This window comes from Photobacterium indicum (genome assembly GCF_003026215.1).
GTDB classification, from domain to species: domain Bacteria; phylum Pseudomonadota; class Gammaproteobacteria; order Enterobacterales; family Vibrionaceae; genus Photobacterium; species Photobacterium indicum.
The window spans coordinates 375,034-401,455 of sequence record NZ_PYOC01000003.1; the positions used below are offsets into that span (position 1 = coordinate 375,034).

The 26,422-nt window shown below is 39.1% G+C and carries 21 protein-coding genes and 1 riboswitch; of the genes, 13 read left to right on the forward strand and 8 right to left on the reverse strand.

What is annotated here, in order from left to right:
- Positions 1–201: 201 nt before the first annotated feature.
- A complete protein-coding gene (locus tag C9J47_RS12020; protein ID WP_107253749.1) occupies positions 202–2,349 on the reverse strand; it encodes a TonB-dependent hemoglobin/transferrin/lactoferrin family receptor in 2,148 nt (715 codons plus the stop codon).
- A gap of 330 nt (positions 2,350–2,679) precedes the next feature.
- Between C9J47_RS12020 and rplY the strand changes: the two genes are divergently transcribed.
- Positions 2,680–2,958 carry a 50S ribosomal protein L25 gene (gene rplY / locus C9J47_RS12025; RefSeq protein ID WP_107242342.1) on the forward strand — a complete coding sequence of 93 codons (279 nt, stop codon included), beginning with the start codon at positions 2,680–2,682 and terminating at the stop codon, positions 2,956–2,958.
- 102 nt (positions 2,959–3,060) lie between these two features.
- Here the strand turns inward: rplY and C9J47_RS12030 are convergent, their stop codons facing one another.
- Complete coding sequence (locus tag C9J47_RS12030; protein WP_107253750.1) at positions 3,061–3,312, reverse strand: DUF1289 domain-containing protein; 252 nt, start codon at positions 3,310–3,312, stop codon at positions 3,061–3,063.
- A gap of 228 nt (positions 3,313–3,540) precedes the next feature.
- Here C9J47_RS12030 and C9J47_RS12035 point away from each other — a divergent pair, with 228 nt between their 5' ends.
- Positions 3,541–3,852, forward strand: a complete 312-nt coding sequence (locus tag C9J47_RS12035; RefSeq protein WP_107253751.1) for a hypothetical protein — start codon at positions 3,541–3,543, stop codon at positions 3,850–3,852.
- 117 nt (positions 3,853–3,969) lie between these two features.
- On the opposite strand, the gene C9J47_RS12040 is transcribed toward C9J47_RS12035, so the two are convergent.
- Both C9J47_RS12040 and C9J47_RS12045 read right to left on the reverse strand, forming a co-directional pair.
- Positions 3,970–6,348 carry a DNA polymerase II gene (locus C9J47_RS12040; protein WP_107253892.1) on the reverse strand — a complete coding sequence of 793 codons (2,379 nt, stop codon included), beginning with the start codon at positions 6,346–6,348 and terminating at the stop codon, positions 3,970–3,972.
- A 35-nt stretch (positions 6,349–6,383) separates the two neighbouring features.
- On the reverse strand, positions 6,384–7,157 hold the full coding sequence (locus C9J47_RS12045; protein WP_107253752.1) for a nucleotidyltransferase family protein: 774 nt from the start codon (positions 7,155–7,157) through the stop codon (positions 6,384–6,386).
- A gap of 387 nt (positions 7,158–7,544) precedes the next feature.
- On the opposite strand from C9J47_RS12045, the gene C9J47_RS12050 reads away from it, so the two are divergent.
- From C9J47_RS12050 to C9J47_RS12070, 5 genes are all read left to right on the forward strand, one after another.
- Positions 7,545–9,032 (forward strand): oligopeptide:H+ symporter, encoded by a 1,488-nt coding sequence (locus tag C9J47_RS12050; RefSeq protein WP_107253753.1) that lies wholly within the window; start codon positions 7,545–7,547, stop codon positions 9,030–9,032.
- A gap of 428 nt (positions 9,033–9,460) precedes the next feature.
- Positions 9,461–10,933, forward strand: coding sequence for a peptide MFS transporter (locus C9J47_RS12055; RefSeq protein WP_107253754.1), 1,473 nt, complete (start codon positions 9,461–9,463; stop codon positions 10,931–10,933).
- A gap of 305 nt (positions 10,934–11,238) precedes the next feature.
- On the forward strand, positions 11,239–11,835 hold the full coding sequence (gene trmY / locus C9J47_RS12060; protein ID WP_006232170.1) for a tRNA (pseudouridine(54)-N(1))-methyltransferase TrmY: 597 nt from the start codon (positions 11,239–11,241) through the stop codon (positions 11,833–11,835).
- A gap of 152 nt (positions 11,836–11,987) precedes the next feature.
- The gene (locus C9J47_RS12065) at positions 11,988–13,415 is read left to right on the forward strand and encodes a hypothetical protein (protein ID WP_107253755.1); all 1,428 of its coding nucleotides are present in this window, start codon (positions 11,988–11,990) and stop codon (positions 13,413–13,415) included.
- A 505-nt stretch (positions 13,416–13,920) separates the two neighbouring features.
- Positions 13,921–14,211 (forward strand): hypothetical protein, encoded by a 291-nt coding sequence (locus C9J47_RS12070; RefSeq protein ID WP_107253756.1) that lies wholly within the window; start codon positions 13,921–13,923, stop codon positions 14,209–14,211.
- Positions 14,212–14,422: 211 nt separating this feature from the next.
- On the opposite strand, the gene C9J47_RS27105 is transcribed toward C9J47_RS12070, so the two are convergent.
- Complete coding sequence (locus C9J47_RS27105; RefSeq protein WP_170107499.1) at positions 14,423–14,569, reverse strand: hypothetical protein; 147 nt, start codon at positions 14,567–14,569, stop codon at positions 14,423–14,425.
- A gap of 470 nt (positions 14,570–15,039) precedes the next feature.
- Here C9J47_RS27105 and C9J47_RS12075 point away from each other — a divergent pair, with 470 nt between their 5' ends.
- The gene (locus tag C9J47_RS12075; protein ID WP_107253757.1) at positions 15,040–16,617 is read left to right on the forward strand and encodes an EAL domain-containing protein; all 1,578 of its coding nucleotides are present in this window, start codon (positions 15,040–15,042) and stop codon (positions 16,615–16,617) included.
- A 142-nt stretch (positions 16,618–16,759) separates the two neighbouring features.
- A complete protein-coding gene (locus C9J47_RS12080) occupies positions 16,760–17,086 on the forward strand; it encodes an HI1450 family dsDNA-mimic protein (RefSeq protein ID WP_107253758.1) in 327 nt (108 codons plus the stop codon).
- Between the two features lie 123 nt (positions 17,087–17,209).
- On the opposite strand, the gene emrD is transcribed toward C9J47_RS12080, so the two are convergent.
- From emrD to C9J47_RS12095, 3 genes are all read right to left on the reverse strand, one after another.
- Entirely contained in the window at positions 17,210–18,418 is a 1,209-nt protein-coding gene (emrD, locus tag C9J47_RS12085) for a multidrug efflux MFS transporter EmrD (RefSeq protein WP_006232177.1), read from the reverse strand.
- Positions 18,419–18,787: 369 nt separating this feature from the next.
- Positions 18,788–19,387, reverse strand: a complete 600-nt coding sequence (locus C9J47_RS12090; protein WP_107253759.1) for a GTP cyclohydrolase II — start codon at positions 19,385–19,387, stop codon at positions 18,788–18,790.
- 509 nt (positions 19,388–19,896) lie between these two features.
- Entirely contained in the window at positions 19,897–21,189 is a 1,293-nt protein-coding gene (locus C9J47_RS12095) for an alpha/beta fold hydrolase (protein ID WP_107253760.1), read from the reverse strand.
- A 363-nt stretch (positions 21,190–21,552) separates the two neighbouring features.
- Between C9J47_RS12095 and C9J47_RS12100 the strand changes: the two genes are divergently transcribed.
- The 4 genes from C9J47_RS12100 to C9J47_RS12120 all read left to right on the forward strand — a co-directional run bounded on the left by C9J47_RS12100 (position 21,553) and on the right by C9J47_RS12120 (position 26,407).
- Entirely contained in the window at positions 21,553–23,073 is a 1,521-nt protein-coding gene (locus C9J47_RS12100) for an EAL domain-containing protein (RefSeq protein WP_107253761.1), read from the forward strand.
- 132 nt (positions 23,074–23,205) lie between these two features.
- Positions 23,206–23,288: riboswitch (Fluoride riboswitch) on the forward strand.
- Between the two features lie 216 nt (positions 23,289–23,504).
- Complete coding sequence (locus tag C9J47_RS12110) at positions 23,505–24,197, forward strand: iron-sulfur cluster assembly scaffold protein (protein ID WP_107253762.1); 693 nt, start codon at positions 23,505–23,507, stop codon at positions 24,195–24,197.
- 60 nt (positions 24,198–24,257) lie between these two features.
- A complete protein-coding gene (locus C9J47_RS12115; protein WP_107253763.1) occupies positions 24,258–25,253 on the forward strand; it encodes a GGGtGRT protein in 996 nt (331 codons plus the stop codon).
- A gap of 248 nt (positions 25,254–25,501) precedes the next feature.
- On the forward strand, positions 25,502–26,407 hold the full coding sequence (locus tag C9J47_RS12120; protein ID WP_107253764.1) for a manganese-dependent inorganic pyrophosphatase: 906 nt from the start codon (positions 25,502–25,504) through the stop codon (positions 26,405–26,407).
- Positions 26,408–26,422: the final 15 nt, after the last annotated feature.

Below are 26,422 nucleotides of genomic sequence, written 5' to 3' on the forward strand. Positions count from 1 at the left end.
TTGATTTATTTGTAACACAACTAAAACTCACTCCATCTTTTTAATATATTTATTAACCACTCACTCATTGATTAACAAATAAAAAGTACAGCTTCTTATTCTGTCATTATTTCTCTAGTCAAAACAAAATAACCGCATCAAACGATGCGGTTATTTGTATCTTAGGTTCAAGACCTAATCAGTCTTAGTCACAACTATCGATTAAAAATCGTAGTTCAGGTTAACACCCCAATTACGACCAGGCTGAGTACGGCGATCAATACCTTGAGTCGATGCTGTTTTACCTTCTAAATCTTGATACTGCCAATATTTCTCATCAAAGGCGTTAAAGAGGCCAGCACGAAGTGTTAGATCGTTCATTGGGCGATAGTAAGCGGTTAGATCGACAACCGTATAGCTAGATGCATCTAGATTGTCGTCTTGTTCCCAATCCGTTTTACTAGCCACCATAGTAACACTTACAGCACTACCCCACTGTTCGCTTGGGGCGTCGTAACCCACCCCAACAACAGACGTAAATGGCGCAATAGTATCTAACGTTTTGCCCGTATTTTTATCTTCACCATCAAGGTACGCTAAAGATAAACGTGCATATGAACCCATAGGGGCACCTACAACTTCATCTAACCATAAGCTACCCTTAAACTCAGCACCGTATATTTCAGCTTCATCAACGTTTTCATTGGTTGTAATGTCAAGACCACCAGTATTTACCGTCGAGCTCTTAATGAAGTTTGTGTAATCGTTATAGAATGCAGACAGTTCTAACGCACCCATATTATTATTTGCACGTAAGCCGATTTCATAAGACTGGCTTTCTTCCGGCTTCAAATTAGGATTGGAAACAATTTTATAGCCATGCGCAGCATTATCTTTATCGTAATACAATTCATAAATTGATGGCGCACGAAAACCTTCACTGTATTGCGCGTAAGTACTGAAGTGTTGATTCCAATGATATACCGCACCTAAGCGCGATGTGAATGCATCACTGTTATGGTCTTCTAACCCTGAAGACTGCTCTGGTGAAGCTTTGTAATCATCATAACGAAGCCCTGCCGTAACCACCAACGCTTCATCTAATAGATAGACTTGATCTTGTACAAAGACGCCACGCTTCTCAGACTCTGATTTAGGCACTTCAGTGCTACCTGGCTTAGATGTACCTGAATCTAAGAAGTAATCAGTGTAATCTAAATCAAAGCTCGCATTTGATGCTGAAAGACCGTACGTAAGCTCATGACGATTATTCGTAAACTGAAGTTCTTTTTGGAATTGAGCATCTAACTGTGTGCTTTCATCTGTACCAGAACGAGCACGGTTACGATTCCCGTAATTAGCTGTATGATCATAACTCTTATGATCTGCCTCGCTCTTGCTCCAGTTCACTTTCCATTCTAAAGAATCAAAAGCCACATTATCTGCAAGCCACTCATGTTCAAAGCCTAGACGTACTCTTTCATCTTTGTCGTCTGCACTGTTATTGGTATATACGAAGCCCGGCATAAAGCCACCACCACCATCATATCCATTACGAGAAAGGATTTGACCGTCTGCACTGCGTGTATAGTACTCGCCTGTAAATCCAATGCGGTTGGCATCGTTTATTTGGTAAAACATTTTACCTAGAATATTATGCGATGTGATGTTAAAAGGATCAGCAGCACCACGATCAGGCCCCTCAATGTTCGCACCATCACCATGGGTTTCAGTTTCATGCCCATCACGGTAGGTGTAGATCAACATTGTTTCTAAATCGCCAGTACGATTAGCGACTTCAATCGTTGCTTTATATTCATCACTTACGCTGGCATAACCTGTTTTTAAACTTACGTGGCTATCATCGCCAGCTTCAAGTAAATCTTCTGGGTTCTTTGTACGTAAAAGTACAGTACCACCTAATGCATCACTGCCGTATAAGCTAGATGATGGACCTTTGTTCACTTCGATTGCAGTTAATGTATCAATTTCAAAGGTATTAGCATTTTTACGCATAACATCTGCGCCCGGGTTATAAGATGATGGCTGCTCTACACCATCAACCATCACTTTAACGCGGCTGCCAGACATACCTCGAATAGTGAAATCTTCCATACCAAAGCGACCACGTCCATTTACCGTAACGCCTGGCTCATACTTCAGCGCATCTTTCACATCATTCGACAGATTATTTTCCATATCTTCAGACGTTACTTTAGCTACGCTAGATGGGATGTTCTTAATACTTTGTTCCGAACGCGTACCTGATACAACTATTTCGTCGAACACTGAAACAGCTTCTTGTGCGTGAAGTGCTGGAGAAAGTGCAATTAAAACCGAGCTTGCGATGAATGTAAGTTTTTTATTCATAACCCCTACTTATAGATAGATTTGTTAGTAATTTTGTTGTTGCATAGTATACACATGCAAATGAGAATTACTATCGTTACCATTTCCATTTAATGGTTTATGACGACAAATACGGTGGGGTTAAATATCGACTAATCTGTTGAACACGTTCTTTTTTCATCCAAAGTAATGAAACCAAACCTATAGAATTCGTTTCATTACGTTAAAACGGTCTATATAGAGATTTAGTCTTGCTAAGAATAAGGCTGACTGTTAGTATGCGCGCTCGTTTTTACGACATTGAGTAAGGTCGCATTACTCAGTGAACTTATGAATTAAAGAGTATTTAATATGAAATTTGATGCAGTTGTACGTACTGACCTAGGTAAAGGTGCGAGCCGCCGTCTACGTCTTACAGAAAAATTCCCAGCTATCATCTACGGTGGCGAAGCTGCTCCTGTTGCTATCGAGCTTCTTCACAGTGACGTGATCAACCAAATGGATAAGCCTGAGTTCTACGAAGGTATCATCCTAGTGATCGACGGTCAGGAAGTTGCTGTTAAGCCACAAGACATCCAACGTCACGCGTTCAAGCCAAAAGTTGAGCACATGGACTTTAAACGCGTTTAATTGCGTTGTTCATTCTCAATATAAAAGCGCCTTATGGCGCTTTTTTTATGGCTATAAAATATACTTATAAGCTCATAATCTCTATGAGAAAATGTGCTTAAGCTAGAAAAGACTTTGCTGCGGATTATCATCGACCTGCTGAACTTCTATCGAACTCCCTTTTGCACGACGTAAAATACGCAGATAGCGTTTCTTACACAGCCTAATTACCTGCCGCTTTTGATCTGACGTCATTACTTGCCAATTAAAGCGCTCATCTCGACTGCGATAACACCCTTTACAATATCCACGGTTATTCACTTGGCATATTCCAACACAAGGGCTGGGTACGGTGAAGAAATCTAATTGCTCCATTATCCCCTCGCTATGAAATATATCTCTATAACACTTAGTTTATACCACGTTAGCGCTATCGACCTTTTTGTTCAAACTCTCCTTACAAAATGCCAATTTATGCAACTAACTTGCTAAAGTATGCTTTATTCTGGTAAGGTTTAAGCGGTTATTAAGATTAATAACAGGATTGTAATTAATCGCATCATTATATTTAACGTCAATATCGATGCATATCAGGAGGGATTCATGGATTTTTTTGTACCATCTTCGTCTAACTCAGCTCAGGCTGAATCAGTTTTTTCTTCTATTGCTCAACACATTGCTGCACCATCTCAAGAAAAACGCATTCATAAGCTTCAATGGAAGCACGAAGGCGAAATCTGTGCTTGTGAGGTAGGTGAATCATTACCTGAAGTATTTCGTACCGATGAGAAAGTATTAGCTATTTTTGATTGTGGTGATGTATTCAAAGTATGTACACCAAGCCGTGGAGCAATCAAGTTTGACCCTATTCACGCGAGCAAATCAACGCTATTAAACGTGGAATACTTTGATTAATTCATTACGATGAATAAGCTGATTAGCAGAAACTAAACGTTATTGTGCTAATAACAGTGAACACTTAAAAACGCGCTAAAAGCGCGTTTTTTGTTTCTACCGAATACTTAAAGTTGGCTAAAACAACCCCATCTGAGGTGCGGTAATATCATCAAAGTGCTTACCAATAAACGGTAAAATACCATCAGCGACAGGCTTTAATTGCTTTTCAAGGTAATGATTATAGTCAATCGGGCTTTGTCGGTACTCTTTCGGCTCTGAGCCAGAGGTCGTAAATACATACTCGATCACCCCTTTATTTTGGTATTGCAGCGGACGACCAAGCTTGGCATTCATCTCATCGGCCATTCGGGCTGCACGTACTTGTGGTGGAATATTTTTTTGGTATTCATCAAGGTTTCGTCTTAAACGCTTGCGGTAAACCAAACGATCATCAAATACTCCAGCTAACGTTTTATTGGTGTAGTCACGAATGTATTCATCGGGGTCTTGATCATGAAAAACCATCTCATATAAGGTTTTCTGGAATTCCTGAGCTAATGGCGTCCAATCTGTACGAACAGTTTCTAATCCCTTAAAGATTAGCTTCTCTTTACCATCTTGAATAATTAACCCAGCGTAGCGCTTTTTACTGCCTGTTTCAGAGCCTCGAATCGTCGGCATTAAAAACTTGTGATAATGGGTTTCATATTCAAGCTCTAAATAGCATTCAAGATTGAAGTCATCTTTTAGACGCCGTATCCACTCCGCATTAATACTTTTCACCAATTGGTTACCAACGATATCCGCTTCTTCTTGGGTATGACTTTTACCTAATGAAACAAAGACAGAGTCCGTATCACCGTAAATAACGTTATAACCGTTGTCTTCAATCAGATCTTTCGTGACCGATAATACTTCATGCCCACGCATCGTAATTGACGAGGCCAACCGGTGATCGAAAAAGCGGCAGCCAGATGAACCAAGTACGCCATAAAACGAGTTCATGATGATCTTAATCGCTTGAGAGAATGCTTTTTCACCATTACGTTTTGCTTGATCGCGCGCAGACCACAACTCTTCAATCATCGCGGGTAAAAAATGTTTTTCTCGATGAAACTGCCCGCCACGAAAACCCGAAATCGCTTGGCTAGGTTCTTTACCTTCATCTTGCAATAGCCCTTCCACCAACCCCATAGGATCAATACGGAATGAGCGAATAATCGACGGGTACAGTGATTTAAAATCAAGTACCAGTACAGAATCATACAAACCGGGGTTAGAATCCATCACATAGCCACCGGGGCTTGCAATCCAGTTTTCACCCGCAAGATTCGGGGCTACATACCCAGCACGGTGTAATTGCGGTAAATACAAATTAGTAAATGCAGCAACAGAACCACCGACTCTATCAAGCTCTACACCTGTTAAACGGCTTCGCTCAATCGCGAACTCAAGCAAATGAGTATATTCAAATATACGGGTAACCAGCTTACAATCTTGTAAGTTATATTTAGCCAACGACAGCTTATCGTTTTTAAACATATGGTTAATTTCAGCCATACGATCATGCACGTTATGAATATGCTTACCTTCGCCTAACAGCTCTTGCGACACAGAATCTAACGACCAAGAACGAAAGCTATAGGTTGCCGTTTTTAATGTATCAATACCATCTAGCACCACACGACCAGGAATAGAGATAAAGCCTTGATTAGGGTTTTGACTAGATTGACGCCAATGCGGTGTTTGTTTACCACGACCAATACGTAAACTGATTGCATTCCATTCAGCACGTTTTAGTAATAAGCGGAAATCAAAATCAATCACATTCCAACCAATAATGATGTCGGGATCGTATTGAATAAACCATGATTCAAGCGCCAATAATAGGGCTTTTTCTGATTCAACCCACTGAATCCATTGCTCACTATCTTCACTCTCTTTTGGCTCACCTATCATGATGACTCGGCTATCCATATCGCTATGTAACCCCACCGAATACAGCACGCCTTTTTCTGAGCACTCTATATCAAGCGATACAATCGACAATTTAGGTACATAGTCAATCGCTTTGGCTTTTACTTGTGAATATTCAGTGTGCCCCAACTTGTCTTTCGCCACCCCAGTAAAGGTAATCCCTCCACGAATAAATCGTTCCATTAAGAAGCGATCAGCAAGGCGAATATCCCCTTCAAATACTTCTATTCCGTCATTATTTAAAACCTTAGAAACTTGAAGGCTGTCTCTTATAGTTTGGGTATAGCAGGCAAAAAGTGATTGATGTTGAAACGTTTTAAGAGGTAATACCTTCCAATCGACTTGAAGGTTAGCGGTTCTAAGCGCATTGTCGGCTTGTCTTTGCACATCTGAAGGAACAAAGCACACGGGTTTATCACCATGAACTAATAATCGAGCGGGACCTTGAGCCGTTTTAACCCATAGCACGACTTCAGTCTGGCCTTGGGCATCACGACTTTGGCGTGTTAAAACGAAACCAGTAGATTGAACTTGCAAGAAAACCTCAGAAGCTGTTAGCAATAAAGAAAAAATTAACCAATTTTACGCTCAATTTTATCAAATTCAGCCACTATCCAGCCGCCAAATTGTTCAATCATAAATAATGCCGCACGTTTCGGCACTTGTGTGCCTTCTATTAAAGTAAATAAGCGTTCAACTTCAACATTTTTCTCAGGGTAATAACGCAAAAATATATCGGCACAATCATTCAATGAATGCGCTAAACACTTTTCACGATGCATCACTAACGCAAAACAGCTACGCAGCATTTTTTTACTTATAAACTGGCAATATTCTAGGTAGTTTTTAACCACTTTTGTGGTCATTATCTTATGCCTGTAATCCGCTAACATTACCTTAATATCACCGTTCATGGCTTTAGCCACATCCCAGCTTGGTTCAAAACAACCAAACCGCGTCGATAGATCGTCACCGTATAAGCATACGCAGCAATGCTTGAGCCAAAAGCCCCACTCAAATATGCCGCCAATAGAAACGACATCGCTAAAATGCCCTATCCGAAAATCAAGACTAGGCACTTTCGGTTGATAGGTGGTTATACGCCACTTGACTGTATTTAAAGCCGATTCTTCAGATGAGTTAAGATTTCGATTAAGCACAACCGTGATATTTAAATCAGAATGACCCCATATTGCTTTTCGTTGAGCAACACTGCCATATAAATAAACACTATGAAGTGCCGAACCAAGAGCTGCACGAAGTTGATTAACGGTATCAATCAATACTGGCATATATTCTGGTTGAAAAGGTGTTTGATTATTTAAAGTTGGTAACGCTGTTGCCACTTGATCACTCTCGCTATTATTCTTTTGTAAGCGCGCAGTTATTTATGCTGATCACACCTACATCACCCGACTAATTCTACCAAAGCTAAGCTGCAAAACAATCAGTGTCTTTTTCCTTCAAGGCTCCGCCACCATTAACCAGCCCTATACTTCACAAATAGGCGAAATATCAAAATTATAAACTACTTAATTATCCAAAACCCAGCTCATTCATCTTGGTTATTAGACGATCACCTTAAATAAATATTTCAATATGTGTTTTATTGTATATCTTTGCTACACAGCTCACACAGATGCTCCCAATTGCATAACTAGCATCACATTAAATTGAAGCCAATAAGCGTTTAATGTGCGACCTAACAAGTTAACTAGTGGATTAACACGGTAATGAGCAATACAACTAGCATTTTCAACCAACCAAAGCCGTTTAAGATGATATTTTTCATTGAGCTTTGGGAACGTTTTGGTTACTACGGTCTTCAAGGTATTTTAGCTGTATATTTTGTTGAGCAACTAGGTTTTAGCCAACAAGATTCCTTTGTTACTTTCGGTGCATTTGCCGCTTTAGTGTACGGTTTGGTCGCGATAGGCGGTTACGTTGGTGACCATATTCTCGGTACAAAACGTACGATGATATTTGGCGCCATCGTGTTAGCTATCGGCTATTTTATGATGGGATTTTCAATTTTAAATCCAAACTTTATTTTCTATGCGTTGGGTACAGTTGCAGTCGGTAACGGTCTATTTAAAGCCAATCCTTCAAGCTTATTAGCGAAATGTTATGACGAAAATGATACTCGTCTTGATGGTGCTTTTACGCTGTATTACATGTCTATTAATGTGGGATCATTAGTCGCACTTTCACTTAGCCCTGTTATTGCTGCAGAATATGGTTACGCGACAGCATTTGTAATCTGTGGATTTGGTTTAATTGCCAGTTTGATGAGTTATGTAGCTTTCCGCCATACTGTTGAGGGCTTAGGCTCTGAGCCGGATAATAAACCAGTCAATTATCAACATTTCCTTATTGTTATTCTGGGAACAATGGCATCTATAGCCTTATGTGCTTGGCTACTGAATAACATTATGATGGCAAACATCGTACTTGCTCTTATTGGTATTGGTGTTGTCGGCATATTCTTAAAAGAAACAATACGTTTAACAGGTGCTGCACGTAAGAAAATGATTGTTGTATTGGTACTGATGCTACAAGCGATCGTTTTTTATGTTCTTTACGCACAAATGCCTACATCATTGAATTTCTTTGCAATATATAACGTACGCACTGAAGTTATGGGGTTTAATGTCAACCCTGTTAGCCTACAAGCCTTGAACCCTTTCTGGGTGGTATTATGCAGCCCGATACTGGCTTATCTATATACGTCGTATGGCAGTAAAGGCCGAGATTTATCAATGCCAGCTAAGTTTACTGTAGGCATGTTTATGTGTGCATTTGCCTTTTTAGCCGTCGCTGCTGCTGGTAACTGGTTTGCCGATAGCCAAGGTATGGTATCAATGTGGTGGATGGTACTTGTGTATTTATTCCAAAGTATTGGTGAATTGATGATAAGCGGATTGGGTTTAGCTATGGTTGCTAGCCTCGTGCCTCAACGCTTAATGGGCTTTACTATGGGAGCTTGGTTTCTAACCCAAGCAGCTTCATTCATTATCGGTGGTTATGTTGCGACCTTCAGCGCCACACCAGAAAATGTTACAGATCCACTTAAGACGTTACCGCTATACAGTGAAGTCTTCTTAAACATTGGTATCGTAACACTCGGTGTAGCATTTGTTATGGCCTTTACTGCCCCATTATTAACTCGCATGATGCAAGATGAAAAAGTAGAAGAAAACGGTAATTTAGCCACAAACTAATCCCCCCTTCATTCAAGCTATAACGGGAGCGAATCTTATTGGTTCTCTCTCGTTTTTCATTCTAGAATCGCAATATTATGATGAATAAATATTGAAAATTAAACTCAATAGCCTAATCCATTTCTTTAACGCTAATTAGACAAATTAATTAGCGAACATAATAACAACAATAATTAAATGAGCATTTATAAAATAAATAGCTTAATTAAATCTATGTTCCCAGTAAATACAAAAGAATAAAACAGCCTACTTAATAAACACCACAATAAAAACTAATCATATCCATTAGAAAATATAACTAACAATATGAGTTTTTTGAGACAATAGACTTAAATTAACTCGTCGTATTAATGTTAATATCAGCAGCGACTTACAAATACTTACAATTTTCAATTTACTTTGTTATTTAACAAGGATGGAGTGTAGTTATGTGGAATAGACTGAACAAGTCAATGATGGTGTGCCAAATGATGTTTGGCCTCTCCTTCTATGGCGTAATGGTTATTTTAACCCGTTTTTTCTTAGAAGACCTTGGTTACAGTGAAGCCGATACCATGATGGTTGTAGGTGCGTTTTCATCTATTGGTCCTCTTTTTGCTATCGCTGGTGGATTCATAGCTGACAAATTTTTAGGTTCTTACCGCTCTTTAACAATCAGTTATTTCGGATTTGCTCTAGGCTACACATTGCTAGTATTAGGCGCCTCAACCAGTAATGTACCAATGAGCCTTGTTGGTATTGCACTCGCGAGTTACGCTCGTGGTCTTATGTCTCCTTCATACCCAAGCCTATTTAAACGAACATTTAAAACTCAAGAAGACTTCGAAAACGGTTACCCAGTAAACTATTCAGTGAATAATATCGGTGCACTTTTTGGACAATACTTATTCCCAATGTTCGTTCTCGCTATTGGGTTTAACGGCAGCTTTATGTTGTCAGCTTCTATGGCATTTGTTGCATTCATCATTCTGGTTATTTCTCATAAACCTTTATTAACGGTTGGTGCCGAAATAGATCAACAACCTGTTAGCCCTAAGAACTGGTTGTTATTCAGCCTTGTTTCTCTTGGTATGATTGGTCTTGTTTTCTTCATGTTCTCAAACATGGATATTGGACAAAACATTGTTTACGCTATAGGCGCAGCTGCAATTTTATACTTCATTTCTTTAATGGTTAAGTCGAACAAAGCAGACGCGTTAAAGATGGGTACAATATTGATCATGACAGTACTAACAACAGCATTCTTTGTTTACTACGGCCAAATGATGACATCGATGACCATGGTAACAATCAATACTATGCGTGGTGATCTATTTGGATTTATCCCTATTGCACCAGAAGCGTCAATGGCAATGAACCCACTATGGTGTATTCTTGGTGGACCAGTTATTGCCATGACTTTCTCTTCTTTAGAAAAGCGTAATATCAACTTTTCGACAGCAACAAAAGTCGGCTTCGCGTTTATTCTAACTGCTATTGCATTTGGTATTCTTACCGTTGCTGTTATGTCTGTTGGTCCTGAAGCTGTTATTCGTCCTGAAGTATTCTTGGCGATTCACTTCTTCCAAGCATTTGCTGAAGTGATTGTGGGCAGTATGGTTGTCGCCTTTATTCTGTCTGTTGCACCTAAGCATATTGAAAACTTCTCGGTAAGCTTATTCTCAGTAGCGATTGCGTTAAGTGGTATCGTAGGCGCGGTATTCTCGACTTCAATTGCACTAGAAAAAGGTCAGGCTATTACACAAGAAATCGTACAAACAGTGTATGGTGACTACTTCAGTCTACTTACTATGCTAGCTGTCGTGATGGTATTAGTGGCATTTTTTGCCTCTTTCGTTATCCGTAAGATGCTTGAGAAAAGTGCAGAATCAGAGAAAATGGTACTGTCTGAAGCTCAATAAGCAAGTATCATTTAAATGATGTTTTATGCTAAAAGCCTCCTTGTTGGAGGCTTTTTTAATGGAGAAAACAAATGAGTAACTATCTGTAGCCGTTCATTCATCCCCTTTTCATTCAGCAGCTAAAAACCTGCTTGTTAATCCCCGTTGTAGCGCCTAGTATATCGTCCTTAAATAAGCGGGTTCTTATACGTTTATTATCTGCTGAAGTTTGAATACCGATACATCTACTGATGTCATTCATCAAAAGCATTATAAGTCGTGAGCATTTAGCAATCACGGCACTCCAACACAATGGACATTTAGCTATGCGCGCTTTTGTATTACGAGCCAGATCTGCCCCTACCAATAGTCAACTTTTATTAGAATCAGTCGGGCAAGAAGCCCACACTGAAATTTTGGCTCATACCTTAATGAACGCTATATTTGTGGCTCAATCTCATCGTGACGATGTTATTGTTCATTTAGTATTAGAAAGCACGCAAGATTTCTCTCGCACAATTAGCTTTACGTCAAGTGAAATCACTAATGTTGGTGGCTTCCACGAACAAGCCTTACTCACGAAAATTGCGAGAGCATTAGATTTGTCGCAAGGCATGTCTAAAGAGCAAGAACGTAAAGTTGAACCTGGTATTACCGTTCGTACCATGAGCTTCGAAAGACTAGTTCAAGAATTAGCTGAAGATTACCAGCTATTCATGATGGACAAAAAAGGCACCAACATTCGTGAGCAAGAGTTCGAAGGCAACCCTTGTTTCTTGTTGACCGACCATATTCCTATGCCCAAGAAGAGCTTTAACAGCTTAAAACGCCTTGGGGCAACAAAGATCAGCCTTGGGCCTAAGATGCTGTTTGCATCGCAATGTGTGGTGCTGATCCACAATGAATTAGATATTAATATGTAATGCTAGGGCGTGTTGACGTTTCAAATGCTAGCCTTTAAACGTCAACACACCCTAATGAACGGCATGTCTTGTCGTTCATATTTTGCTTTCACATATAAAACGCAGTTACACTTAATATACCTTCGTTATCTCTTGAAGCAGGGTTCATTAATATGCGTATTTTGGTTCTGCTCTTCACCTGCTTTGCTATCTTGTCTTGTTCTAGTACACCAAGACCAGCGATAAACTATTCAGCAACCCAACAAAGCTGTGTGCACAAGCTAATCCAATTTAAGCAAACAGTTAAAACACAAGGCGTTCAAGACGCACAACTCTTCTGGACGCCCGATTACCCTTCACTTGCTTTTGATCGCTTTAGCGTAGCATTAATCCCTCAATTAACATCCGATCAAAGTAAAGCACAATGGTTAAACCATGTATCTCGACAAGCTGAGATCCAACGTAAAATCGAATACAAAAATGCATTAAACAAAGACGCAATTGATTTTGAAAACCAAGAAAGCTGTGCCAAACAATTAACAACATCATTAGCCGAAAACAACCAATTCTGGTCGCAACTACAACAACACCCGCCAATTATCACGTCTAATTACCAAAACTGGCAGCGTATCATCGGTCTTTACCCTATTAGTAAGTTTTTCGCGACCCCTTCTATTCATACAGAAAAAAAGCGTATATTAAGTGGGTTTATTAAGGCTGTAGACGATGACACTATCGCTTATGCTATGCCTGATAAACCAAGATTAACGCAGCAAGAAATACAAAGCTGGTTGGCACAAACAACGGCTCGTGCTGATCTTCACTGGCCCTTGCTAACAGATGATCAACTCACTCAATTATTGGCTTTTTATACCCCTGAATTTATTGTCGAATCAGCCTCTCTTGATGATAAGCCCGGCTTAGTAACCTATGTTTCAGATGATCAGGCGGCAGTTAATACCAATCAACCGATTGTTTATGTCGACCATAGCTTTACTCTGTTCCATGGCAGAATATTACTCCAACTGAATTACAGCCTCTGGTTTGCAAACCGCACGGCTAAATCTTCTTTCGATCCCTATGCGGGTAAATTTGATGGTGTATTATTCAGACTAACGTTGGATGAGCAAGGAAAGCCCTACATTCTCGATAGCATCCATCATTGTGGTTGTTACCATATGGTTTTTGCATTAAATGAAGAATTACAGTTTGCGCCAACAAGTGCCAAGATAGAATCACCGACTAGCCTGCATATATACCGACAACGAAGTGCCGATACATTGAAAATCAGTTTATCCAGTGGAGAACACATGATTAAAGATGTTCACTGGGGGGATAAAAACGTTTTCGCTCGCCACTTAACATCATTCAATTATCAACACTTGCTTAGCTTACCAACACCAGAAGGGCAAAATAAAAGCCTGTTTAATAAGAATGGAATGTTGCTTGGCAGTGAACGGTTAGAACGTTTTTACTTATGGCCGTTTGGGGTAGCCTCGCCAGGAACAACCCGCCAAATAGGTCAGCATGCTGTCACCTTTATTGGTGAAAGGCATTTTGATGACGCAAATATATTCGACACACTATTCCTGAAGCCGTAATATTTTGAGTATTTCATATGCCAATTAAATAGACTGGTATTCTATTTATAGTCATACCAAGTGTCTTGCAAACAATGCATAACTGAATTCGTTACATTTTATTTGCTATTTTCATTCCACTTTTGATAGAAATAATTACCATTTAATACAAAATACAATAAATAATCTAACCATTTGTATTTATTGATAAATACAATAGTAATGTTTTATACCAAAACAAAACTTCAAACAATGGGTCTATCTCTACACCCTCCTCAATATACTCACTAACAACAATCTTATCTAAAATAAAACACATTAAATAACAACAGTATAATTATAAATCACATTGGAATCGCTGACTGCAAAGTTTGGATTGAAGGCAAAAAAAAGCTCCATTCTGGGAAACGGAGCCATAAATGAAACTACCCTATACAACCGTAATAATTATATGCGCAAAGTTTCATTTATGCCTACATTTTAGTACACACGTTAACTTTCGCAATTAAGCGCACGGTGAACTGTAATGACTAAAAAAGCCAATTTTAAAAAGAACGGTATTTATTGGGAGTTGTATGAAAGCCCAGATGAAATCGTAAAATTTCTTGATTCTGATTCTGAGTTTGCGCAAACCGCAATGAAGATATCATTAACCCATGCCTATTTACGTGTTAATGATGTGGTAGAGCTCAATAGAGATGCATTTGATATCTTAGATAACAAAGAGAAGTTTCTTCTCCTGAAAGAAATGAATCAAGAGCAAACAGACGAATTATCCCGATTTGTGATGGGGCATTTTTATCATTATATCTCCTAAAAAAAACGTTTATACATAATGCTGTTCACTTAACGTGAGCAGCATTACGTGATGATGCCGATGAAATCACATGGGAGTACTAGCCTATACCCAAAACCTTGTATACAGGCAGGAATGGCAGTATACCCAAGTCACCTCAAGATGCAGGATTCAGAGCATCTTGAGGTAATTTGGGTATAAACGGTGCTCTGAGGCACCGTTTTCGCTTTAATCAATCATGTTCTAATATCTTACTGGGAACAAATTCGAGCTCTTGATGCTCTTTATATTTTTCATCTAATAAATCTAATTCCCTTTTCATTTCACATATCTCTTTTTCCATATAAGAGATATTACGTTTCAACATTTTACGTTCCATAATCCGATCCTTATGTATCAGCACTAATACTTAAGGGGTGAACTATCAAAATCAAAAATTTGTTAAAGTGCGATTAACGACATTCACATTATTTTTCATCACACAAAAACGTACCATTCAGGTTACATTAAGAATTGCTAAAAAATTCTTATCACTAACATAAAATATAAAGTACGGTATTAACAACACTCACTGAAATAATCGTTTATATATTCCAGATTAACTTATCCATTAGCCCTCAATATTCCGACATAATGAATAATAATTTATAAAATACTCACACTGAAGTGCCACAAATATGACGAGTTGCAAAATAAAAGCGGTAGTAATATGACACCTATCATTGTAAGCCTCAGAATACAAAACAAAACATTAATATTTTGATATAAATCGCATTTTTTCATATTATCATAAAATATTTTATGATAATTTGCGTGTCTTCTTTCCCATACGATCAATCAAAGTATTATATGAATCAGCCTAAAAATATAATGTTACTGATACTATGCCTATTGATAGGCCTTATATTGGATGTAATATGGGTAAAGAACAACATAAACCGAACAACAATAGATACAATTCAAGACCTCGATATAGCGATTGATTCTCACCTTAACAAAATCAAAACAGATCTAACAAGAGTTGATTCAAATACAATACCTTGTGATAAAAACAATAGAAAAGGGCTAGAAAAATTAAATTTCGACTCTCCAGTAATACAAGAAATCAGCTACATAGAGAATGATATATTCCTTTGTAGCGATCGCGTTAGAAAATCAAATATAAAAATAGAAGATAGCCATTTAAAAAGATTTGAAAAGCATAATGGATACGTTATTTATAGAGCGACAAGCCAAAGAAGAGGTATTAATGCATTGTTTTTCATGGTGCCAACACCTAGTGGTTGGTACCGTATCATGCTTGATAGTCGCTATATAGACTATTGGATCAAGCAATATACTCATAGAAAACAACTTGCCGGTTGTTTGGGTAATGCTGTAGACAACTTAATATGCTTAAATTCTCCCTCTCCAGTAAACGATTTTATTTATAAAAAACAGATGCGATCAGAAAAATACTCTTATTTGTTAACTGTCGGATATACTAAGGAATCATTAAAAAATGCCTTTTTCATGCAATTTCCTTATGCTGCTGCCATTATCATTATGCTTTCGATATTCACCGTATTATTGATCAATGTATCTGTAAATTTCCGACGTTCAATTAAGTCAGATATTCAGCGTGGGATTAGAAACAAAGAGTTTTACGCTTATTATCAACCGATTGTAAATTCTAAAAATGGCCATTGGATCGGTGCTGAATTACTTGTGCGCTGGCTACACCCCAAACATGGTGTAATTTCACCAGCTGAATTTATTCACACAGCTGAAAGCACCGGGCTAATCAATGCGATTACACTTCATCTGCTAGAACGTGCTGCTTATGAAAAAACGCAGATTCAAGCAGAAAATAATAATACTTATATATCGATCAATGTTACTGCATCGATGATTATTAACCCTAGGTATGTAACTGAACTAATTAGTATTATTTCAAAGTACCCTAGCCTTCAACACAATGTGGTTTTTGAATTCACAGAACGAGAAACATTCTCATCAACTGAATTAGCCGAGCTTCAACTTGGTATGCAACGCCTACGCGAAGTGGGAATCAAATGGGCACTTGATGACTTTGGGACAGGTTACGCGGGTTTATCAACATTACAAAGTTTACGTTTTGATATCTTAAAAATTGATCGTACCTTTGTAGCTTCTTCCGTTACAGATGCAGTCACTCATTCAATCTTAGATAATATTGCTGAAATGGGACATACATTACACTGTACCATGGTTGCAGAGGGTGTCGAAACCGCCGAACAAGCTGAATATGTAGATGATTTAGAGATTGAGGCAAGCCAAGGATATTTTTACGCTAAACCAATGCCATTTGACGATTATTTAAATGCACTTAGTCAACCAGCGCCTGCATCTCGCTCTGAAGCGGTCGAAACAAATACAACAACCGAGCACCAGCAAGCCATCAAATAAATCGAACTTCACGAATAAGTTAAAGGGTTGCTTCAGCAGCCCTTTTCCTTTATCACGTATAAAATTCCTGTTTTCCCCTACCTCACCTCAAAAAACCATGTTCTAATACCCACTCATTTACGAAAAGAGACATATCAAGTACATGGAAACATCAAATTTGATTTCATATGACGACGTTATTGACGCAGCTTACGACATCTTTCTTGAGATGGCATCTGATAGCTTAGAACCAGTAGACGTGATCTTATTCACCGCACAATTTGATGACCGTGGAGCAGCCGAAGCCGTTGAAACACGCGATGATTGGGGCAGCCACGTTGGCTTTGACGTTGATAAAGAATTGTACGCTGAAGTACGTATTGGCTTAGTTAACGAAGAAAATGATCAGCTTGATGACGTATTCGCTCGTATGCTAATTAGTCGTGATCCTGAACACAAGTTCTGCCATATCTTATGGAAGCGTGATTAAGACATCACTGCTAGATACAAAAAAGGCGATGCATTTCTAATTAGAAAACTCTAACTTAGAAAGCATCGCCTTTTTAGTGCGGTATAATTAATGACCTAAGCCATTAATTATACATTCCAAGCATTACACCAAAACGGGTGTATCTTGTTGGTGACTACGTTTCACCCAAATCAAGCTCAATACAACTAATATTGACATTACTGTCATGACAGAGCCAACACTAAACTGATCATCTGCACGCATGAAAGATGCCGACAAAGTCGCGATTCCTGCACCCAAGTTTTGTAAACCACCAAGAATTGCCCCAGCCGTTCCAGCGTGTTGCGGAAATGGCTGAATAGCTGCTGTTGTTGCCGCAGGAAACAAAATACCAGCGCCAATGAAGTATATAAATGCCCCACCAATTAACGAACTGACTGTTACTAACCCTGCCATACCTGGAATAAGAACTGTAAGTGAACCCAGAATAATGGCTAACATACCTAAATACATTACGCGGCTATTACCAATACGCTTAACCAATGCCGAAGACATCCAAGAACCCGCTAAATATCCCGGTAATGGCAATACAAATAACCAACTTACCGTCTTTGAATCTAGCTTAAGTACACTGCCTAGCAATACACCTGCTGCAGCTTCAAAAACAGCGATGCCTGCAAAAGTAGCAATTAAGCAAAGTACATAACCTTGGAAACGGCGGTTACTCAACACATAACGATAGCTAACGAGTACGCGTTCATTACGGCGATTCTCCACCGGAAGTGTTTCAGTAAACATAAACATCATCGCCAATGTTACGATAGCACCAAACACTAATAAGAATATGTAACTTGCCGACCAATCAAACATTGATGACAAATATCCACCTAATACCGGTGCAATAAGAGGGGAAAATATAACCCCCATACTCACAAGACTATTGGCTTTATGTAAATCTTCACCGTCATAGCAATCACGCGTTACTGTTCGGCACATCGCACCGCTACAGCCTGTACCTGCACCCTGAATAAAACTGGCTAATAAGAATAATTCAAAGCTTGGTGCTAGTAACGCACCAATGGTACCGATTAAAAAAATCACCATGCCAACGATAATGACTGGTCGGCGACCTATACGATCAGATAGCGGACCATAAACGAACTGCGATAATCCGTACGGGATTAAATAAGCCGCCATTACCGCTTGTAGATAAGAAGACTGAACACCAAAATCGTGTGCCATTGCTGGGATGGCAGGCACATACATTGTTTGGGTCATTTGGCCAGCAGCGGCCAAAATAATAACTAGAAATAGTAACTTTGCCATTTGGCTAGAAGAAGATTGCTGAGTCACAACCTGTACCCTCAAAAAAACAACATAAGAAAAACAAGTGAATACTCGAATGAATAATCCACTAATAGTATGAAAAGCCACGAACAAACAGGATAACAATAACTAAGACTAATTCTGGGTTAATGTATAGCGTCTAGCTCTGTCTTAAGTGCGGTGATAGTAATGCTGAATAGTCAATCAGGCAAGAAAATAGCGTTGTATTAAGCACTAAACTTTATCATGATTTGCATTAGAAATAGTAATGAATAAATAGTGCCAATTTTATTTATTTTCTGCATACAAAAAAACCTCGAAAAAACGAGGCTTTTGCTAAGGAACTATTTATCACAACGCCATGCATAATAATTAAACAGAGTGCTTAATAGTTAATCAATCAAAGTGAAAGCGATGCTTGCCGTGGCTAGCTTTCGTTTTCAGATAACTTTCATTACCATCTTTTACGTGGGCTTTAGTGCCAACCACTTCAGTAATGATAATGCCGTTTTCTTCGAGCTCTCGAATCTTCTTCGGGTTATTTGTTACCAAGCGAATTTCATTAAGACCTAACGCTTTAAGCATTAAAGCTGCTTCTGTAAAATCACGAAGATCGTCGCCAAAACCAAGGTGGTTATTCGCTTCATAAGTATTCATACCCTTACTTTGCAGTTCATAAGCATCAATCTTATTATATAACCCAATACCACGCCCTTCTTGACGTAAGTAAAGAATCACCCCACCCATTTCACCCATTTTTTCAATGGTTTCATCTAACTGTTCACCACAGTCACAACGTGAAGAGTGGAAAACATCACCGGTTAAACACTCTGAATGCATACGTACCAATGGTACTGCCGGTTTCGTATCTGCAGCTTGGAAAATAACGGCTACATGCTCTTTACCAGATTCAAGACCATTGAAAGAAAGCAAATCAGCCGGAATGTTACTCTTCTGGCCAACTTTAAAAGGCACTCGTGCTCTTATATTTACCATGTTGTTCCTAAGTACGTCTTAATGCCTTTAGGGTCTACAATTCAAAAACTATTACAACGAACATTGTGTGAGCGTTATGTTTGAACGTATACCCTATAGACTGATAATCTTTACAAAATACTCATGTGTCGCGCTTCATCTCAGCATAGATATAACTAAACGATAGTACGACAGATGAATATTCCTCTGCTTGTTGCTAGATAATATCTAAAATATTCACACTTAAAAAGTATAGTAAGAGTAAGGGTATTATTTTTTGACCACCTTAAGCCGCCTTACCTCACCTTGTTTTGTTATATTATAACAAAACCCAGCAAAATACATTATGCAACTTATTGCTAAGCAGGTAACTTTTAATGAGCGCACAATGTTCTCCACGTAAAGCACGTTATAAATTGTAATACATATACCCAAGCGACCTCAAGGTATAGCATTCAGGCTGACATCAGCGTTTTAATTCAATCGACTCAATCATCGGATATGTACTCAGGGCAGCTAGCATTTAGGTTTTAGCTTTGTGTTTGCTCTATCACTTCAGCCATAGATATAAGCTTATCGAGAATACGCTCACCATCTGCTCGTAAACCATTATGTTCATATTCATTCGTCATCCATGCTTTTGCATTGGGCATTAAAGCCAATGTTTCACGCGAATAATCAAACTCTACATACATATCTTCAACGTAAACCGCAGCAGTAACTGGTACGGTATTCTTAGCTAATAGATCAACATCATACAACTGCGGCCAATCTGCTTTTTCAGCCAGTAAATCCGCAGCTGTTTTTAATGGCCTAAGGGTTTCTAATTGATCGAACATCCATGGGTATACCATTTCGCCAGTAAAGCAGAAATCTTCACCAGAAACATAATTGCATTGCGGATAGTGTTCACGAACACGGTGTGCAGACCACTGTGATGCATCTTGCTGACAGTAAATTGATTCATGCAAAATGGCATAAATCGGGTTAGTCAGGTATGACTGCTCAGCTAGCATCGCGGTTAAGAAACTGTAACTCAGTTCAGGTTTACTATTTACGTCAACAAAAGCGTCTTCCAGTAAGTAATACATGGCTAACGCACCACCGCTGCGACCAAGATTGATACCAATCAACTGGAATTGCTCTACAGTAAAGCGCTGACCATTAGGCAGTATAATTTCATTATTCAGCAAGTAATCGGCAATACGATTACACATACCTTGTGCTGCAGGAAATGCATGGAAGAACTGTTGGGTTTTATCCAATACACGTTGATATGTCGCTTGATACACATCATCAGCATGACGTGTCATCGACGGAATCCCCCCCGTGATATAAGCACGAGACAAACTTTGCGGATAATAAGACAAATAATGTAACGCACAGAAGCCACCAAAACTCTGCCCTAACAACGCCCACTGCTGAATACCCAACTGCTCGCGAATCGCTTCAGCGTCACGCACAATATTATCAGCACGGAATTGGCTTAGGTACGCGACTTGTTGTTCTGGTGTTCTACTGGCTAAAGTTTGATGACTAATCACCGTACTTAACCCCGTACCACGTTGATCCAACAATAGAATACGGTATTGTTTTAAAGCACGCTTAAACCAGCCACTGTTGCTATCTGGACGAGGAGCTGGGAAACCAGGGCCACCTTGTAAGTAAACAAGCCACGGTAAATCAGTACCTTGCTTATCTTTCGCGACAACCTCTCGAGCAAACACGCGGATTGTTTCACCATCTTGATCCGTGTAATCCAGAGGTAATTCAAATTGGTGCTGGCGATAAAACAAATCATCAACATAAAAACATGCTTGCATCGGCTTCCTCCATGAAGAAAGTAAACTTAAATAACAAACAGTTATATTACAAACTCCCTTTGTACATTACCAGCATGCATTTACATTTAACAATACTTTACATACACAACATTCGCTTAACCGATTAAAAGCATTCCACTCAAATAATAGTGAGAGAAATAATATAGTTATTCATGCAATTGCTTTCGTAGAATATTAATATTCACTTTCAATATATAAATACTACCCTTGTATTTATATACTGTGTGTTCAGTTATAATTTTTGCATTATCATGAACTGATTGATTAATATCGTATATAAATAACAACAACACCGTATCAATCACACGTTCGAATTACATACCATTGAGGGTTCCGCTAACAATGAACAATATCACTTGGGTTCGCTGGAAACAGCCCTTATTTATATTCATTGCTGGAATAGTTTTGATTATCGCCTCAACAGAGATATTGAGTTTTTTTCTTTTTAAATATGAAGTTAAACGTAGACTAGATAATCTCCAGTACTTTTATCAAGATCGCTACCTTTCTATCGGTGGTGAAATTGAACAATTAGCTGATGCAGTATCATTCACATGTAATGATAACGATATAGCTTTAATGCGTAACCATATTGAAGAATCACCCGCAATACAACTACTTGAATTACACACCAAAAGTGGAATGTGTTCCATTTATGGCAATGATAGTGAACTTGTCAAAAAAATGCCCAATCAAGCAACAATAAGTGATAATAAATTTGCTATTGAGTCCTACCTTCATAATCGCTTAAAAATTACGATAAGTGATGAACGAGGAATGTTTATTGTCATAACCGAACCATTTGAACAAGTTTTCCTTCGAAGCGAACTGTGTAGCGACTGTTATGCCGTAGAGTTACATGTCGAAGACCAATTTCTATCATTATTTGAAAAAGAAAAAAATGAAACCTATTTTTTCATCGCATCTCAACAATTCACTAAGCGTATATTCCTAAATGTGTATTCAAGTAAGCTAGGAGTAACATCACTGATAAAAGCCGACGTCATTTTTGTACAGGCCATTTTATGCATAATATTACTATTGACTTGTTTATTACTTGGACTATTAAAGGGTCAGAACGGTACATTAAAAGAACTTATATATTTAGGATTAAAAAACAAAGAATTCATTCCGTTTTATCAACCTATAGTAGACTCATCTAGTCAGCAGGTTATCGGGTGCGAGATCTTAGTTCGCTGGATAAAAAAGAATGGTGAGATCATTTCACCAAACCTATTTATTCCTATTGCTGAGTATAATGGGCAAATCTTTGAGCTAACATATGATTTATTAAACCAAGTTTCCGCTGACATCGGCAAATTAGCATTAAAGCATCCCGATTTTTATGTCAGTCTTAATGTAATACCTGAACAGCTAGAAGATGATAATTTTGCTGAAAATGTATTTAAAATCCTTAAAAAGCACCAAATCGAAGCGAACAATATTGCATTTGAAGTAACAGAACGTACACCCTTCACCAATTTAAAAAAAGCAGAAAAAGTAATAAACCAATTAAAAAGCCAGAACATCGATATAAAACTAGATGATGCAGGAACGGGGTACGGTGGTTTCAGCTACTTACAAGAATTGCCTATTGACACGCTTAAAATTGATAAAATGTTTGTAGAAACAATTGGTACAAATGACGTAAAAAGTAAAATTTTGAGCTCTATCATTTTGTTTGGAAAAAATGCTGGTCTTAAAATGATCGCGGAAGGCGTAGAAAATCAAGAACAAGTCGAATACTTAAATCGAAAGGGAATCACTTTAATACAAGGTTATTATTACGCTAAGCCAATGCCATTCGAAGACTTTTCCCGTTATTATGAACGAAACCTCGCAACATATGAGGCGCACGATTAGCCTCTTTGCTCTTAACACTCAGAAATGAAATATTTGATTGAATAATTATCCCGCCACAAAATCAAATAAAAGCGTATAGTAACTTTATCGACAACGTGAATACCGCGTTGAAGCCACAATAATCCACTTATTATTATGGCGGGAGATGATGATCCTCCTTTAACTGCCTTACTGAAGTTTACCCTTCTTATAAGGATGATGACGTCTAACAACATTGGCATAGAATGGCCAGAGGAAGCTTTTTCGTGGGTCCCTACATCCATAGAAAGCTGCAGTTGTTAGATCGTAATTATCCTCTACCGTTCTCTGCCCTTTATTTAAAGCACAATCATTCAATTTGTACGGTTCAATCGCTCGCCTTTATTAGACGCGATTTCACAATAACAACGAATTGAACGGTACAACGCTAGAACAGCAAATGAGGCAGAGTAATGCAATATTCAGCAGAAGTTCAAAACATGTGTCCTATCTCGCGCGGACCACAACATGCGTCTTCACCTATTCCTGTAGAAGGTCGCTGGGTTAGCCCGAAAGATGTAATTGCTATTTCCGGCGTTAGCCACGGTGTAGGCACATGTGCACCACAACAAGGCGCAGCAAAACTTACTCTTAATGTTAAAGATGGCATCATTGAAGAAGCCTTGATTGAAACTATCGGTTGCTCTGGTATGACGCACTCTGCTGCGATGTCATCTGAAATCATCACCGGTAAAACCATTCTTGAAGCCTTAAATACAGACCTTGTCTGTGATGCGATTAACGTGGCAATGCGTGAGATTTTCTTGCAGTACGTATACGGTCGCACACAAACGGCTTTCTCACTTGATGGCTTACCAATCGGCGCAGGTCTTGAAGACTTAGGTAAAGGACTACGTAGCCAAATTGGTACTCACTACGGTACGCGTGAAAAAGGCCCTCGTTACATGGAAATGGCAGAAGGTTATGTCACTAAGTTAGCACTAGATGACAACGATGAGATCATTGGTTATTCATTCGTTAACCTTGGAAAAATGATGGAGTTTATCGGCAAAGGGACATCTGCGGAAGAGGCGATGGAACAAGCCTGCGGTCAATATGGCCGTTTCGACGAAGCGGTTCGCACTATCGACCCTCGTCACCAATAAACGCAGTCATACACGACTTACGCATCACATGCTATTACGCTGAATTTTGAGGATACCATCATGGCTCTATTTGAAAGTTACGACCGTCGCATCGACCAAATCACTCCAGTACTTGAACAATACGGTTTCGCGTCATTTGAAGAAGCACTGGAATATTGTAAAGAGCGTAATGTTAACCCTTACGATATTGTAAAAGAAACACAACCTATCGCATTTGAAAATGCTTCTTGGGCTTACGTATTAGGTGCAACTTTCGCACTAAAAGAAGAAGCAAGAAATGCAGCTGAAGCAGCAGAATATATTGGCCAAGGCTTGCAAGCCTTCTGTATTCCAGGCTCTGTTGCCGATCAACGTCAAGTTGGTTTAGGTCATGGCCGCTTAGCCGCACGTTTATTGAATAACGATACTCAGTGCTTTTGTTTTCTGGCGGGTCACGAATCTTACGCTGCTGCTGAAGGCGCGATTAAAATAGCAATGAACGCTAACAAAGTACGTCACCACCCTCTTCGCGTAATCCTTAATGGTTTAGGCAAAGATGCAGCTTATATGATTGCACGTATTAATGGCTTTAATTACGTACAAACCCAGTTCAACTACGAAACAGGTAAATTGGATGTGGTATCAGAGCGTCGCTTCTCAACAAGTCAACGTGGTGAAATTAATTGCTACGGCGCTGATGATGTACGTGAAGGTGTTGCTATTATGCACCGTGAAGAGGTTGATATCTCAATCACTGGTAATTCAACCAACCCTACCCGTTTCCAGCACCCCGTTGCCGGTACATATAAAAAAGAACGTCTAGAAGCGAATAAAGCGTATTTCTCTGTTGCATCAGGCGGCGGTACAGGTCGAACTCTTCACCCTGATAATGTTGCAGCAGGTCCAGCTTCTTACGGCATGACAGACACAATGGGCCGCATGCACTCCGATGCACAATTTGCTGGCTCATCATCTGTACCTGCCCACGTAGAAATGATGGGGCTTATTGGTATGGGGAATAATCCAATGGTCGGCGCAACTGTTGCCGTTGCCGTTGCGATAGAACAAGCAAAATGATCAGATATTTGCTTAAATTGTTATAAAATCAAAGAGTAAATTCATATTTAGATAGCTTGAGTTAGGTGCGGATTTAACCAACCGCACCTTTAATTGCGCAACTTAATTGGTTATTTTGTAAAAAACCTCTAGAATTGCCCGAGTTTGATCACTTGCTCTGGCTTCATTTAAGAAATTAAGCCATCAGGTTAGTCCCATTCAGTCTTACAGCAGGTTGTTGCTGTAATCGGCGCAGTAAAGGAAACATGATGATTCAAGTTGTAGGTCACAAAAACCCAGATAGTGATAGCATCTGTTCAGCTCTTGTAGGTGAAGCACTTCTTAAAGCTCGTGGTTTAGAAGCAAAAGCCGTTCGTCAAGGCGAGCTTAACCGTGAAACTCAGCACATCCTAAAAACTGCTGGTGTTGATCAGCCAGAAATGTGTACTGGTGTTGCCGGTCAAAAAGTATGGTTAGTAGACTACACCGATCTTGCACAAGCACCGGACGATATTGCAGAAGCTGAAATCGTAGGTATTGTTGATCACCACCGTTTGGGTGATGTGATGACAGTTAATCCATTAGAAGCATGGATTTGGCCTGTTGGTTGCACATGTACAATCATGTTCAACCTATTCAAGATGGAAGGTACTGAAATCACGAAGCCACTTGCAACATTAATGATGTCTGCAATTCTAAGTGACACAGTAGGTTTCGCTTCTCCAACTTGTACTCAGAAAGATCGTGATGCAATTGCAGAGCTAACACCACTTGCTGGTGTTGAAGATCTTGACCTGTTCATCAAAGAGCTTCTAATCGCAAAAACTGACATTGAAGGTCTAACCGCTTCAGAGTTAGTTGAAAAAGATCTTAAAGCATACCCATTCAATAACCGTAACGTTGTTGTTGGTCAAATTGAGCTAGCAACACTTGAACAAGTTGATAGCATAATTGATGAGCTAAACGCAGATCTTCAACGTCGTTGTGACGAAGAAGGTTTAGCAATGGCAGCGCTAATGCTTACAGATATCACAACAAGTACGACACGCTTACTATTTAAAGGTGATTGGAATGCGACATTAGAAACATTCGCAGACAATGGCGTACTTACAATGGAAAATACGCTAAGCCGTAAGAAACAAGGCTGGCCTTGGCTACAAAAAGTACTTTCGTAATTTAGCTAAAGTATT

Coding starts and splice junctions, on each gene's coding strand:
- C9J47_RS12020 (WP_107253749.1), bottom strand. CDS start 2,349: ATGAATAAAAAACTTACATTCATCGCAAGCTCGGTTTTAATTGCACTT.
- rplY (WP_107242342.1), top strand. CDS start 2,680: ATGAAATTTGATGCAGTTGTACGTACTGACCTAGGTAAAGGTGCGAGC.
- C9J47_RS12030 (WP_107253750.1), bottom strand. CDS start 3,312: ATGGAGCAATTAGATTTCTTCACCGTACCCAGCCCTTGTGTTGGAATA.
- C9J47_RS12035 (WP_107253751.1), top strand. CDS start 3,541: ATGGATTTTTTTGTACCATCTTCGTCTAACTCAGCTCAGGCTGAATCA.
- C9J47_RS12050 (WP_107253753.1), top strand. CDS start 7,545: ATGAGCAATACAACTAGCATTTTCAACCAACCAAAGCCGTTTAAGATG.
- C9J47_RS12055 (WP_107253754.1), top strand. CDS start 9,461: ATGTGGAATAGACTGAACAAGTCAATGATGGTGTGCCAAATGATGTTT.
- trmY (WP_006232170.1), top strand. CDS start 11,239: ATGCGCGCTTTTGTATTACGAGCCAGATCTGCCCCTACCAATAGTCAA.
- C9J47_RS12065 (WP_107253755.1), top strand. CDS start 11,988: ATGCGTATTTTGGTTCTGCTCTTCACCTGCTTTGCTATCTTGTCTTGT.
- C9J47_RS12070 (WP_107253756.1), top strand. CDS start 13,921: ATGACTAAAAAAGCCAATTTTAAAAAGAACGGTATTTATTGGGAGTTG.
- C9J47_RS27105 (WP_170107499.1), bottom strand. CDS start 14,569: ATGGAACGTAAAATGTTGAAACGTAATATCTCTTATATGGAAAAAGAG.
- C9J47_RS12075 (WP_107253757.1), top strand. CDS start 15,040: ATGAATCAGCCTAAAAATATAATGTTACTGATACTATGCCTATTGATA.
- C9J47_RS12080 (WP_107253758.1), top strand. CDS start 16,760: ATGGAAACATCAAATTTGATTTCATATGACGACGTTATTGACGCAGCT.
- C9J47_RS12090 (WP_107253759.1), bottom strand. CDS start 19,387: ATGGTAAATATAAGAGCACGAGTGCCTTTTAAAGTTGGCCAGAAGAGT.
- C9J47_RS12095 (WP_107253760.1), bottom strand. CDS start 21,189: ATGCAAGCATGTTTTTATGTTGATGATTTGTTTTATCGCCAGCACCAA.
- C9J47_RS12100 (WP_107253761.1), top strand. CDS start 21,553: ATGAACAATATCACTTGGGTTCGCTGGAAACAGCCCTTATTTATATTC.
- C9J47_RS12110 (WP_107253762.1), top strand. CDS start 23,505: ATGCAATATTCAGCAGAAGTTCAAAACATGTGTCCTATCTCGCGCGGA.
- C9J47_RS12115 (WP_107253763.1), top strand. CDS start 24,258: ATGGCTCTATTTGAAAGTTACGACCGTCGCATCGACCAAATCACTCCA.
- C9J47_RS12120 (WP_107253764.1), top strand. CDS start 25,502: ATGATTCAAGTTGTAGGTCACAAAAACCCAGATAGTGATAGCATCTGT.